Origin of the sequence: Deinococcus roseus, from assembly GCF_014646895.1 — a bacterium.
GTDB classification, from domain to species: Bacteria; Deinococcota; Deinococci; order Deinococcales; family Deinococcaceae; genus Deinococcus_C; species Deinococcus_C roseus.
The window spans coordinates 125737-138506 of record NZ_BMOD01000011.1 but is presented as its reverse complement, the minus strand read 5'-3'; the positions used below and the strand labels follow the sequence as shown (position 1 = coordinate 138506).

Here is a 12770-nt window from a genome sequence, read left to right as displayed (position 1 = left end):
CGGCTCACTGGGATGTGCAAGGGCTGAAGGGGGGTCTGGACTCTGGCTTGACGTAGATCCAACTTACCCGATCCACACTACAATAAGGGCAAAAAGCACAATGCAGAAGCAAAACCGTTCGTCTGCAACGGCAAGTCTCTGGGAGCCAGATGCTTTTGTGATGACGGGTTCTTGAGCAGAACAGCATTCGGAATAGGATCTGAACCGCTGGAATATGTGATTCCAGCGTCAAACATTGCTCTCGGCCCTCTGCTCTCAGCAAGGGGTGAGGCATGCCTCGCCCCTACAGGCCCTCGGTGTCTCCAGTTCTCACTGCCCTGAAATGACCCGTTTCTCAGCACTCTGGTTTACTCTGGGAAAGATGTTATGACCAGAAAAAAATCATCTTTGAGTTTGTTGCTGGCTTTTGCCCTGATTGTGGTGTTTCTGGTGGCGGTGGTGGTCAACCTGTACCGCCATTACACGGTGGCCACGGGAGCCGGAAAATACACGCTGGAAGTGAAGCCAGGGACCTCGGTGACCAGCATTGCCCGGGAGTTGCAGGAGCACCAGATTGTGCGCAACGCCGATGTGTTCCGTCTGGTGCTCAAGCAGCGGGGCCGCAGTGCCAGCATTCAGGAAGGCATTTACCAGTTCAGCGGAGAACAGGACATCTTTCAGGTGGCAGAGACCCTGGAACAGGGCGGAAAACCCCGTGTGATTCAGGTGGTCATCCCCGAAGGGAAACGCCTGAAGGACATCATCGGGATTGTGACCAAGTCCGGGATCAGCAATGCCAGTGCGTTGCAGGAAGCAGTGGCACAGCAATTGAAAAACTCGAAATATGCTTCGGGATCTCTGGAGGGGTTTCTTTTTCCAGCCACCTACCCTTTCCGGCCTGAAACCACGGCAGCAGAGGTCATCCAGACCCTGACCCGCCGCATGGAGCAGGAATTCACCCTGGAGCGCATTGAACAGGCAAAAGCGCTGGGTTTTTCGGTGCAGGAGTGGGTGACCCTGGCCAGTGTGGTGCAGGCCGAGGCCGCCAACACCCAGGAAATGCCCCTGATTGCAGGCCTGTTTTTGAACCGCATCAAGATCGGGATGCCCCTGCAGTCAGATCCCACGGTGGCTTACGGTCTGGGGAAAGACCTGCCACAGCTGGACCGCAGTGCAGGCGATTTCCAGAAGGACACGCCTTACAACAGTTACACCCGCCGGGAACTCCCACCCACCCCCATCAACAATCCGGGGGAAGCGGCTTTGCTGTCCATCCTCAATTCTCAGCGTCTGGTGAAGGGCAAACCCGCCCTGTATTTTGTGCATGGCCGGGACCGCCAGATCCATGTGAACAGCGACTTTGACAGCCATTTGCGGGATGTGGAACGCTACCGCTGAGTTCTGTTGCATTTCTAAAAACGTTTTTAGATGCTTTGCAGTGCCCCAATTCTGGATTTGCCCGAATTGGGGTTTTTGCTTGCCTGGGAATTGTGCTTCGCTGGTGTTTAACTGAAGCCCAGCAGAGTTGAACTTTACCGGGAAATATCCTATATTTGAGGCAATCGTTTGCAACCCAATACCCCAAACGGAGTCGCCTGCATCCGTTTCAAAACGTGCTGCCTTGATGTCTTGTAAAAACGTTTTTAGCGATGGGCGATCAAGGAGAACCCATGCACTGGAAATCAACCACCGGATGTCTTGTCTTTGCTGTTTTGCTGGCTGGCTGCAGCAAAAACACCCCTGCTTCAGAAGCAGTCACCCAGAATGCCCTGGCAAGCTGCACCAGCATTTCCATCAACGAAAATGCCTATTACCGCATTGTGGGCAGGCAATCCAACCGTTCACTGGATGTGAAAGAAGCAGGCACGGCCAATGGTGCCCTGGTTCAGACCTGGGGCTATGGTGGAGGAGACAACCAGAAATGGCGTTTCCAATCGGTGGGCAGCGGATTTTACAAGATCACCGTCAAGCACTCGGGCAAGGCTCTGGATGTCAGCGATGTGAGCCAGAACAACGGTGCCCTGATTCACCAGTGGGATTATGTGGGTGGCCAGAACCAGCAGTGGTGCGCCATCCCCACCGACAGCGGTTTTTACCGGATCCTGGCCCGTCACTCGGGCAAAGCGGTGGACATCAAGGACATGAACACCGGAGACGGTGGCACGGTACACCAGTGGGATTACGTGGGCGGGGCCAACCAGCAATGGAAGTTTGAACAGGTGGAAACCATCAACAATCCCATCTGGAGCCAGGAATTCAATGAGCCTTCGGGCACCCAGCCTTCCAGTGGCATCTGGAACATTGAAACCGGAAACGGTGGAACAGGCTGGGGCAACCATGAGCTGCAGAACTACACCAACAGCACCCAGAACCTCGCCACCAACGGGGCAGGGCAACTGGTGATCACCGCCCGCAAACAGGCCGGAGGAAGCTGCTGGAATGGCACCTGCCAGTACACCTCGGCCCGCATCACCACCCAGAACAAATACTCTGTGCTGTATGGCCGCATTGAGGCCCGCATCAAGATTCCTGGCGGTCAGGGCATCTGGCCTGCCTTCTGGATGCTGGGGGCCAACCTGGGCAGTGTGGGCTGGCCCAACAGCGGTGAAATCGACATCATGGAAGTGGTGGGCAAAGATCCCAACAACCTGCACACCACCCTGCACGGCCCTGGCTACTCTGGTTGCTGTGGCATTCACAGTGCCTACAACATGGGTCAGGCCATTTCCAATGCCTACCACGTCTTCGCTGTGGACAAGCGCCAGAACGACATCAAGTTCTTTGTGGACGGCATCCAGGTCTTCCGGGTGACCCCTGCCAACATTCCTGCAGGCACCCAGTGGGTGTTCAACCAGCCTTTCTTCATGCTGCTGAACCTGGCGGTGGGCGGCGACTGGCCCGGCAACCCTGATGCCAGCACCCCTTTCCCTGCACAGATGCTGGTTGATTACATCCGCGTTTATCCCTGAGCCTTTGAGTTGAACTTACACTGGGCCCTGGATCGAAAGATCTGGGGTCTGGTTTTTTGTTTCCCAAGGGGTGGTCAGGGTGCATTTCTGACCGCAAAGCAACATGCAGCCAAACCGCTGACATCAAATCGAAAGGATTCGACAAGTTACCTAAACAACACGCCACTCTGGAATCCAGATGCGTCAGTCTAAAGTATGGCCTTCTTTGACCTTCCTGTCCCCGAGCTGGAACGCTACTTGCCTGACCGCACCGAACGCCCGGATTTTGATGCCTTCTGGCAATCCACCCTGGCAGACGCCCGCAGCTTCCCGCTGGATGCCACCTTCACCCCACACCCCACGCCGTTTGAAACCCTGGAGTTCTTCGATGTGACCTACAGCGGTTTCGGCGGGCAAACCATCAAAGGCTGGTTTGTGCTGCCAAAACAGCGCACAGGAAAGCTCCCCTGTGTGGTGGAATACATAGGATACGGAGGAGGCAGAGGCATTCCCGCCCACTGGATGCATTACGCCAGTGCGGGTTATGCCCACTTCATCATGGACACCCGTGGACAGGGCAGCTCCTGGCGCACCGGAGACACCCCGGACCTGGACGGCGGCGGCCCACAGATTCCCGGTTTCATGACCCGTGGCATTGACCAGCCCGAAACATACTACTACCGCCGGGTGTACACCGATGCCGTGCGTGCTGTGGATGCTGCCCGCAGCCATGCCGAAGTTGACCCAGACAGAATCGCCATTCTGGGTGGCAGCCAGGGTGGAGGCATCACCATTGCTGTGGCCGGTCTGGACCCCACCGTGCAGGCCGTGCTTCCCGATGTGCCGTTCCTGTGCCATTTCGAGCGGGCGGTCACCATGGTGGACAGCTACCCCTATCAGGAAATCACCAATTACCTGAAGATCCACCGCAGCAAGATCGATCAGGTGTTCAACACCCTCAGTTACTTTGACGGCATGAACTTTGCTGCCCGTGCCAGGGGTCCTGCCCTGTTCTCGGTGGCCCTGATGGACACCATCTGCCCGCCCTCCACGGTTTACGCAGCTTTCAACCATTACGCAGGAGAAAAGACCATGCAGGTGTGGCCCTTCAACCACCATGAAGGGGGCGACCTGGACCAGACCATGCTGCGTCTGGATTTCCTGCAAAAGGTCCTGCGCTGACCTTGCAACACCCCAGAACCCAATAAAGAAACCAGATGTTTTCTGAAATCCTGCATTCAATCCCAGTTGACTGCAGGGTTTGTGTTTAACATCAAGGGGTGTACAGGCCCTACGTTTCTGAAATTCGAACCGCCCACCTGAAGGCCCAGCAGGCCGAAAAGAGCGGAATGTATCACGTTGCCGTGCAGCAGTACCTGATTTGCCTGGAAAAAAGCGAATGCCGTCAGGATTGCCAGTGCGTGAACTACTTTGCCCAGCAACTCAGCACCTGCTACCGCAGCATGGGATTTCTGGACAAGGCGAATTTCTATGCAGGTCTGGCCCGTCTGGACTGAATCCTGCACCTCCAAAAACCTGAATTTTGCAAACCTGCCTTGACCGGGCAGGTTTTGTCTGATGGGTGCTGCCCTGTCCTGCATTTGACCCGTACAATGGTGCAAAGATGAAAGAATTGATCTCTAAACACCTGAAAAACCACACCTATCCCCGGTGGCTGCGAGGGCTGGCCCGCTTGCTCTGGAAACTGCAAGGCTGGAAACTGCTGGGCAAAAAACCCCAGATTCCCAAATACCTGCTGGTGGTGGCCCCCCACACCACCAACCAGGATTTCTTTTACTACCTGGGGGTGAGCATGGGCTATGACATCCATCCCTATTTCATTGCCAAGAAGGACATCTTCAATGGCCTGCTGGGACCCTTCATGCGTTCCATTGGCGGCATTCCCATTGACCGCTCTGCCAGGGCAGATGTGGTGGATCTGGCGGCTGCAGAATTCAGAAACCACGATGAAATGGTGATCGCCATCCTGCCTGAGGGCACCCGCAAGAAAAAACCCTACTGGAAAAGCGGATTTTATTACATCGCCCTGGAGGGTCAGGTGCCTATTGTGATGGTGAGCATGAACTTCAAAGAGAAATGGATCAGGCTCAGTGAGCCTTACATGCTCACTGGAGACCAGCAGCGTGATCTGGATGTAATTCGCACCTTTTACAGTGATGCCAGGGGCATCAAACCCGAAAACTTCAGCGACATTGTGTTTCAGGAGCGTCAGGAGAACCCTTAACGGAGGAGAGACATGGGTGTGGTTCTGGTCAGTGGGGCACGCACCGCCATCGGGGCCATGGGCGGAGCATTTAAGGACATCAGCGAAAGTGAACTTGCCATTCATGCGCTCAGGGGGGCGCTCACCCGTGCAGGGGTGCACCCCGAAGACCTGCAGGAACTGGTTCTGGGTCAGGTGATCAGTGCAGGGCGCTCTGCCTACAATGCCCGAAAAGTGGCTCTGGAAGCAGGCCTCAGGGAAGACGTGCCCAGTTACCAGGTGAACCAGCTGTGCGGTTCTGGAATGCGGGCTGCTTACAGTGCATTTCAGGCCCTGAAAACCGGAGAACACCAGATCATGACCGCAGGAGGGGCAGAAAACATGACCCAGGCCCCCTACATCCTGCCCACGGCACGTTATGGTCAGAAACTCGGGCATCAGGCTTTGCTGGACACCCTCACCCACACCCTGACCTGCGGGGTTTCCGATCTGCCCATGGGCATCACGGCAGAGAACATCGCAGAAAAATACGGGATCAGTCGGGAGCAGCAGGACGAATGGACTGTGATCAGCCACCAGAGGGCCAGGGCTGCCCAGCAATCCGGGCGCTTTGCAAAAGAAATTGTTCCGGTGGGCACCCGCACAGGACTGATCGATCAGGACGAGAGGCCCCAGGACACCACCCTGGAAGCCATCTCCAAATTGCGTGCCGTCTTCAAAAAAGACGGCACGGTCACCGCCGCAAATGCCAGTGGCATCAACGATGGGGCCTGCATGATGGTGTTTGCCACCGAAGAACATGCCAGAGCGCAGGGTTTGCCCATTCTGGCCCGCATCCACGGGTTTCACTCGGTGGGGGTGCCTCCTGAACTGATGGGCCTGGGTCCCAGTCTGGCCATTCCCAGGTTGCTGGAACGGCAGGGCAAGACCCTCTCAGACATTGATCTGATTGAAGTGAACGAGGCTTTTGCAGCCCAGTTTCTGGGGGTGGCCCACGACCTGAACCTGGACCTGGAAAAAACCAATGTGAACGGTGGAGCCGTGGCCCTGGGGCACCCTGTGGGCATGAGTGGTGCACGGGTGCTTTACACGCTGGCCATGGAATTGCATGAGCGCAACCTGCAGTGGGGTGTGGGGAGTTTGTGTATCGGAGGGGGACAGGGGATTGCCTGTCTGATTGAGCGTGTTTGATGTTAAATGCTGTGTCCAGTCATAAGTTTTCGGATTTTGTAACCGTGGAAAATTCGGATTGAACTTATGATTTTGTGTTATTCTGAAATCCCCACCCAGACTGCCCTCACCCGGGCAGTCCACGCCGGAAGCCACCTCTTCCGGCGTGTTTTTATTTCCTCCCCTGCAAGCAGGGGAGGAAAGCGAACAGAGTGAGCGAGGTGGGGTGAAGAGCGAGGTGGGGTCCAGAAATGCAGAAAACCCCTGTCACCCAGACTGTTAAGAAGTCATGGTTTGCAAACAGTACCTTTAGGCACACTTAAAAAGCAGGTCTGTTTGCTGTCCCAGAAAGCACCAAAAGCAAAAAACCCTCCAAAAATGCCATATAGAATGAAACCATGACGCCTCCCCAAGCCGCCCTCCTCAGCCTGATGGTCGGGATTCTGGTCTTTGTGCTGAAGTACCTGGCCTACCACTTCACGGGCTCGGTGGCGCTGTATTCAGATGCCCTGGAAAGCATCGTCAACATTGTGGCCGCTGGTGCAGCCCTGATTGCCCTGCGGGTGGCCGCCCTGCCTGCAGACCCCAACCACCCTTACGGACACACCAAAGCCGAATACTTCAGTGCAGTCCTGGAAGGGGTTCTGATCCTTTTCGCAGCCATCACCATTTTCCAGGAAGCCTACAAAGGGTTTCGCAATCCCCACGAACTGCAGGGCCTCAATGTGGGGGTGATCATTTCACTGGTGGCTTCTGGCCTGAATGGTTTCCTGGGTTCGCTGCTGATCCGCACCGGACGTGCCCTGCGTTCCCCAGCCCTCACTGCAGATGGGAAACACGTCATGACAGATGTGGTCACCTCGGTGGGGGTGTTGCTGGGTGTGATTCTGGCAGGCCTGACTGGCATCAAACTTCTGGACCCCCTGATTGCCATGCTGGTGGCCTTTAATATCCTGTGGACCGGCTGGCAATTGATGAAAGAAAGCGTGGGAGGCCTGATGGACGCTGCCCCCAGGGCCGAACTGCTGGAACAGGTGCGCAACCTGGTGGGAGAATATGCCGAAGGTGCCCTGGAAGCCCACGACCTGAGGGCCAGACACGCCGGACGCATCACCTTCATTGAATTCCATCTGGTGGTCCCAGGCCGCATGACCGTGGAAGAAGCCCACTCCATCTGTGACCGCATTGAGGAAGCCCTCAAAACCACCCTTCACGAGGTGGAAATCAGCATCCATGTGGAGCCCGAAAGCAAAGCCAAACACCACGGCATTGTGGTTCTTTGAAAGTTTCAGTTCACAGTTTTCAGTTCACAATTTTCAGCGCTCAGCGCGAAACGGGCCGTCCCGTGAGCACGCAGTCAGAGCAAGACAGTTCACAGGGGAGGGCCAAAAGGGGTTTCGTTCCTCAACACTTCAAAGCAACACTTCAAAGCAACACTTTAAAGCAACACTTTAAAGTTGAGATGGGATGGATTCCATTTCCAGGTGGAGACTTTCTTGTTCTCGGCTCTGTGCCCCCGGTCTTCTCCCCGTCTGTGCCCACATCGTCCCTGAAACCCGATTCCCGTGTCACAATGGAACGGATAAGCGCCATGAGCCGTACATGAGGACAGGAAGCCCTGAGGACACAGAGCCACAGGCTTTGAGGGAGGGAATTGAAATATGCCCATTTTCGTGCTGGTCATTCTGGCAGGCATTGTGTTGCTGGTGCTGAGTGCCAACCCCAAGCAGAAGGCTTTTCGGACACCGGCCATTGCCCTGGTGGCAGTGGGTTTGCTGGGAACGGCCCTTTCTGGGGCCTTTGTGATCATTCCTGCAGGAAGTGTGGGGGTGGTGTTCAACATCTTCGGAGGGGTCAAAGAAGGCGTGATGACCGAGGGCTACCACTTTGTGCTGCCCGGAGTGGAACGTGTGACCGTCTACGAGGCCCGTTTGCAGGAGATCACCCTCTCCAGACTGGGTGAGGGTGGCTCCAATGTGGATGAGAGCATCCACGCCCGCAGCAAGGAAGGACTGGAAATCGCGTCAGACATCACGGTGCAGTTCAGCCTCATTGCCAGTGAAGCTGCAAAAATGCACAAGGAACTGGGCCCAAATTACATTGAAACTGCAATCCGACCCCAGGTGCGCTCCAAAGTGCGGGATGCCGTTGGGCAATTCAATGCTGCAGATTTGATTTCCACCCAGCGCACCCAGCTTGAAGCCCTGATCACCGAGCGCCTCAGCAAAGAATTTGAAAAAAACCACATTGAGCTGCGCAACGTGCTGCTGCGTGAATTGCGCATTCCAGAATCGGTGGCCAAGGTCATTGAAGAGAAACAGACTGCAGAGCAGCAGGTGGCCATTGAACGAAACCGCAAGCAGCAATCTGAAATCTCGGCCCAGCGCAAAGTCATTGAAGCCGAGGGGGAAGCCAAAGCTGCAGTGGCCCGTGCTGAAGGGGAAGCCAAAGCCCTCAGCCTGCGCGGAAAAGCCCTCAAAGAGAACCCGGAGATCATCCAGCTCACCATGGCGGAGAAGCTCTCTCCCAGCATCCAGACCATCATGGTGCCTTCCAACGGGGGATACCTGCTGGACCTCAAGAGCCTGACCACCGCGAAAAAGCAGTGAGTTGACCTGACCTCACCGCAGAAAAAACGCCCCACAGGGCGTTTTTTCTGCGGTGAGGTCATCAGTGAACTGTACTGGTGGTCATTCTGGCCTGGAAAGATTGAAAAATCCGCAGTTGCCATTTGCGCACCCACCAGCCAAAAATCTTGTAGAGGCCCTGGGGTTCAGCAAAACTTTCGATGCGCACCATCACTTCGTTGAAGGGGCTGAGGCTGACTTCAAAGACCTCCACACCAGAAAGGGGGTTGCCTTTGAGGGTGCCCAGCACCGCCCGGTAATACCTGGGGGATTCTCGCAGGTCCATCATGCGGTGGGGGGCCATCACCCAGAAGCCCAGCACATTGATGCACACCGCCAGCCTGCGGCCTTGTGGCACAGCAAAAGTCCAGCCCAGATTGAACTGGCTCCAGGCCTGCAAGGACACCTTGGCCCTTTTGAAGGCAGCATCGCCCTGTCCGACCTTGAACTCCACGAAATCCCGCTGGTAGTGCTCCCTGGCGTATTCCAGGCTGGGGAAGCTGAGGGGCGCTTCCCTGAGGGTTGCCAGGTGTTTTTCCAGGTCAATGGCTTCGGGCTTGCTGAAGTACACAGTCACAGTGACTCCATGGTACGCTTTTTGGTCTTGCAAGGAACTGAATCCTTCCTGAAGGAACCTTGAGCGAGGAGCAGTCTGGCCATTTTCAGGATCTTTGAAATCTGTCTGCAAACACAACAAGATCAAGGCTGGAAGAACGCCAGCAAAACTGATAACATAATATGTTTGCCTTTCAAAAGGCACATCGGCGCATCCTGGACCTGATTCCCCCAGGGTGCGGCACCGGAAGGAGGAATCATGCATAAAGTTGCCATTGTGGGCCGCCCCAACGTGGGCAAATCCAGCCTTTTCAACAGACTGATCGGCAGAAGAGAAGCCGTGGTTGCAGATTTTCCGGGGGTGACCCGGGACGTCAAGGAACACGTCATGCTGTACGAAAACCACCGCATTGTCCTGATGGACACCGGCGGACTCTGGAGCGGCGACGAGTGGGAGCAGCACATCCGGGACAAGGCCGAAATGGCCATCCACGACGCCAACTGTGTGGTGTTCGTGCTGGACCCCAGAGATGGCCTCAACACTGCAGACTACGAAGTCGCAGAGTGGCTGCGCAAAATCAACAAACCCGTGATCATTGTGGCCAACAAGATGGACTCTGTGAAACACGAAGACGTGTACACCCCTGAACTGTGGGGTCTGGGTTTCGATGAGCCTGTGTCCATCAGTGCAGAACACGCCCGTGGCCTGGATGAACTGATGCGCCGCGTGCTGGAACACCTGCCAGAAGACGACGAGGACTATCCGGAGATTGCCCCCATCCGCATTTCGCTGATCGGGCGTCCCAACGTGGGCAAATCCAGTTTGCTGAACGCCATCACCGGTTCTGAACGGGTGATTGTCAGTGAAATTCCCGGAACCACCCGCGACAGCATCGACATCGAATGGAACTTTGCAGGACAGCGTTTCATTCTGGTGGACACCGCCGGGATCCGCAAACGGCCCGATTCCAGCATCGAAGAATTCAGCATGATGCGCTCCGAATCGGCCATTGCCCGCAGTGACATCATCTGGCTGGTGGTGAACGCCGGAGAAATCGGGGACCATGAGCTCAAACTGGCCAACATGGCCTACGACAGCGGCAAACCCGTGGTGATCGTGGTCAACAAGTGGGATCTGGTTCCAGATGCCGAACTCAAACGCACCGAGCGCATGCTGGACGAGAAACTCGCCCACCTGCACTTTGCCCCCAGGGTCTACACCTCCGCCCTCAACGATTACGGCATCCACGACATGCTGGCAGAAGCCATCAAACTCTACGAGAAATGGCAGCGCCGCATCCCCACCGGGGAACTCAACAAGTGGCTGGACGTCTGGCAGATCAAACAGGCCACCCCCAACTTCAAGGGCAAACCCCTGAAGATGATGTACATCACCCAGGCCGAGACCGCCCCCCCCACCTTCGTGATCTTCTGCAACAAGGAAGACTTCGTGACCCGTGCCTACGAGAACTTCCTGCAAAACCGCATCCGGGAAGACCTGGATCTGGCTGGAATTCCTGTGCGCATCGTCTGGAAAGAGCGTGGATCGTTCAAGAGCAAATCTGAACGCATCGAGGCCCAGAAGAAAAAAGCCCGTCAGGAAGATTGACCCCCTGCACCCCCTGTGTTCGCTCTGCTGACACTGTCCCCCTTTTTATGGGACAGCACAAGCGAAGCAAGTGCAGGGGGTTTTTCGTCTAGCTTTGCGGGGCAAACTTTATTGTGACTCTGACACCATCCCGATAGACTGTTAGCTATGTTAGAAGTGATTCGTACCCTCTCCAAGAAAAGCGAAAGCAAAATCGTACTCGTTGTGCTGGACGGCGTGGGCGGCCTGCCCCTGGAAACCAACGGCGAAACCGAGCTGGCCACCGCCAAAACCCCCAACATGGACGCTCTGGCCAAAGACAGCCAATTGGGCCTGGTGGAACTGGTCGGTGCTGGCATCACCCCCGGAAGTGGTCCCGGTCACCTGAGTCTGTTTGGTTATGACCCCATCACCTTCACAGTGGGCCGTGGTGCACTGTCTGCCGTGGGCATCGGTGTGAAACTCAACGCTGGTGACGTGGCTGTGCGGGGCAACTTCGCCACCCTGGGTGAAGGCCGCATTGTGAAAGACCGCCGTGCAGGCCGTCCCTCCGACGAGAAAAACGTTGAAATTGTTTCCAAACTGAAGGCTGCCATTCCCGAAATTGATGGCACCCCCGTGGAGATCTACACCGAGTCTGAGCACCGTTTTGTGGTGGTGTTCCGTGCCAATGGAACCCCTCTGGGTGCCAACGTCAGCGATGTGGACCCCCAGGAAACCGGCGTGCAGCCCCTGGTGGCTCAGGCCCACGATCAGGCCAGTGAGAAAACCGCTGCCCTGGTGAATGCTTTTGTGGCGAAAACCGAGGAAGCCCTCAAAGACGAGACCCAGGTCAATGGTGCCCTGTTCCGTGGTTACAGCGATGTCCCCCATTTCCCCAGCTACGAAGACGTGTACCAGCTGAAATCTGCCTGCATTGCTTCCTACCCCATGTACAAAGGGCTGGCCAGTCTGGTGGGCATGGACGTGCTGGATGTTCCCGGCGAAGAAGACGCCATGGAAGAGAAAATGCAGGTTCTGGCCGAGAACTGGGACAAGTACGATTTCTTCTACCTGCACTGCAAGAAAACCGACTCCACCGGCGAGGACGGAAACTTTGCGGCCAAGGTCAAGAAAATTGAACTGTTTGACAGCCTGCTGCCCAAAATCCTGGCCCTGAACCCCGATGTGGTGGCCCTGGTGGGAGACCACTCCACCCCCAGCAAACTGGCCAGTCACTCCTGGCACCCTGTGCCTTTCCTGATCAAGAGCAACCATGGCCGCAAGGACCTGGCCCAGCGTTACACCGAAGAGGAAGCTGGTAAAGGCAGCCTGGGTCTGCGCAAAGGCACCGATGTGATGCCCCTGCTGATGGCCAATGCCCTGAAGCTGCAGAAGTACGGCGCTTAACCTTTTTCTGGTCTTTCAGCTTCAGCGTCTTTTGGATGCTGGAGCTTTTTCTTTGTGCAGGGTTCTTTTTGCAGTTGCTGCGACCTGGTTTTCCAGCCTGTGCTGTCCTTTGCCAAATTTGTTGATGGAATGTGACCACCTCAGAAAAAGACCACCCACGGAAAAACTGGGGGTGGTCTTTTGTGTGGAGATGGAATGTTCTACCCTCCCTGAAAAGGAGGCCAAAGATGCACTAGAACGGGCAATGCTTCTTCTGGAAGTGCATGCTTTGTTTTCAAACCTCCTTTCTG

General features: G+C 55.9%; 11 protein-coding genes. 10 read left to right on the top strand and 1 reads right to left on the bottom strand.

Translation table 11 applies throughout. The features are described 5' to 3' along the window. The first annotated feature begins 366 nt into the window (after positions 1-366). From mltG to IEY52_RS15135, 8 genes are all read left to right on the top strand, one after another. Positions 367-1377 carry an endolytic transglycosylase MltG gene (mltG, locus tag IEY52_RS15170; protein ID WP_189003763.1) on the top strand — a complete coding sequence of 337 codons (1011 nt, stop codon included), beginning with the start codon at positions 367-369 and terminating at the stop codon, positions 1375-1377. A gap of 272 nt (positions 1378-1649) precedes the next feature. Next, positions 1650-2948 carry an RICIN domain-containing protein gene (locus tag IEY52_RS26740; RefSeq protein WP_229684821.1) on the top strand — a complete coding sequence of 433 codons (1299 nt, stop codon included), beginning with the start codon at positions 1650-1652 and terminating at the stop codon, positions 2946-2948. A 195-nt stretch (positions 2949-3143) separates the two neighbouring features. Then, a complete protein-coding gene (locus tag IEY52_RS15160; RefSeq protein WP_189003761.1) occupies positions 3144-4109 on the top strand; it encodes an acetylxylan esterase in 966 nt (321 codons plus the stop codon). A gap of 98 nt (positions 4110-4207) precedes the next feature. Beyond that, positions 4208-4444 carry a hypothetical protein gene (locus IEY52_RS15155; RefSeq protein ID WP_189003758.1) on the top strand — a complete coding sequence of 79 codons (237 nt, stop codon included), beginning with the start codon at positions 4208-4210 and terminating at the stop codon, positions 4442-4444. 107 nt (positions 4445-4551) lie between these two features. Further along, positions 4552-5172 carry a 1-acyl-sn-glycerol-3-phosphate acyltransferase gene (locus IEY52_RS15150; RefSeq protein ID WP_189003756.1) on the top strand — a complete coding sequence of 207 codons (621 nt, stop codon included), beginning with the start codon at positions 4552-4554 and terminating at the stop codon, positions 5170-5172. A gap of 12 nt (positions 5173-5184) precedes the next feature. Further along, positions 5185-6342 (top strand): thiolase family protein, encoded by a 1158-nt coding sequence (locus tag IEY52_RS15145; RefSeq protein WP_189003754.1) that lies wholly within the window; start codon positions 5185-5187, stop codon positions 6340-6342. A 377-nt stretch (positions 6343-6719) separates the two neighbouring features. Beyond that, the gene (locus tag IEY52_RS15140; RefSeq protein ID WP_189003752.1) at positions 6720-7604 is read left to right on the top strand and encodes a cation diffusion facilitator family transporter; all 885 of its coding nucleotides are present in this window, start codon (positions 6720-6722) and stop codon (positions 7602-7604) included. Between the two features lie 378 nt (positions 7605-7982). Then, the gene (locus IEY52_RS15135; protein WP_189003750.1) at positions 7983-8930 is read left to right on the top strand and encodes a prohibitin family protein; all 948 of its coding nucleotides are present in this window, start codon (positions 7983-7985) and stop codon (positions 8928-8930) included. A 61-nt stretch (positions 8931-8991) separates the two neighbouring features. On the opposite strand, the gene IEY52_RS15130 is transcribed toward IEY52_RS15135, so the two are convergent. Further along, positions 8992-9525, bottom strand: a complete 534-nt coding sequence (locus IEY52_RS15130; RefSeq protein ID WP_189003748.1) for a DUF1990 family protein — start codon at positions 9523-9525, stop codon at positions 8992-8994. Positions 9526-9762: 237 nt separating this feature from the next. Here IEY52_RS15130 and der point away from each other — a divergent pair, with 237 nt between their 5' ends. Both der and IEY52_RS15120 read left to right on the top strand, forming a co-directional pair. Then, a complete protein-coding gene (gene der, locus IEY52_RS15125; RefSeq protein ID WP_189003746.1) occupies positions 9763-11112 on the top strand; it encodes a ribosome biogenesis GTPase Der in 1350 nt (449 codons plus the stop codon). 147 nt (positions 11113-11259) lie between these two features. Next, complete coding sequence (locus tag IEY52_RS15120; RefSeq protein WP_373289873.1) at positions 11260-12480, top strand: 2,3-bisphosphoglycerate-independent phosphoglycerate mutase; 1221 nt, start codon at positions 11260-11262, stop codon at positions 12478-12480. Positions 12481-12770 lie beyond the last annotated feature (290 nt).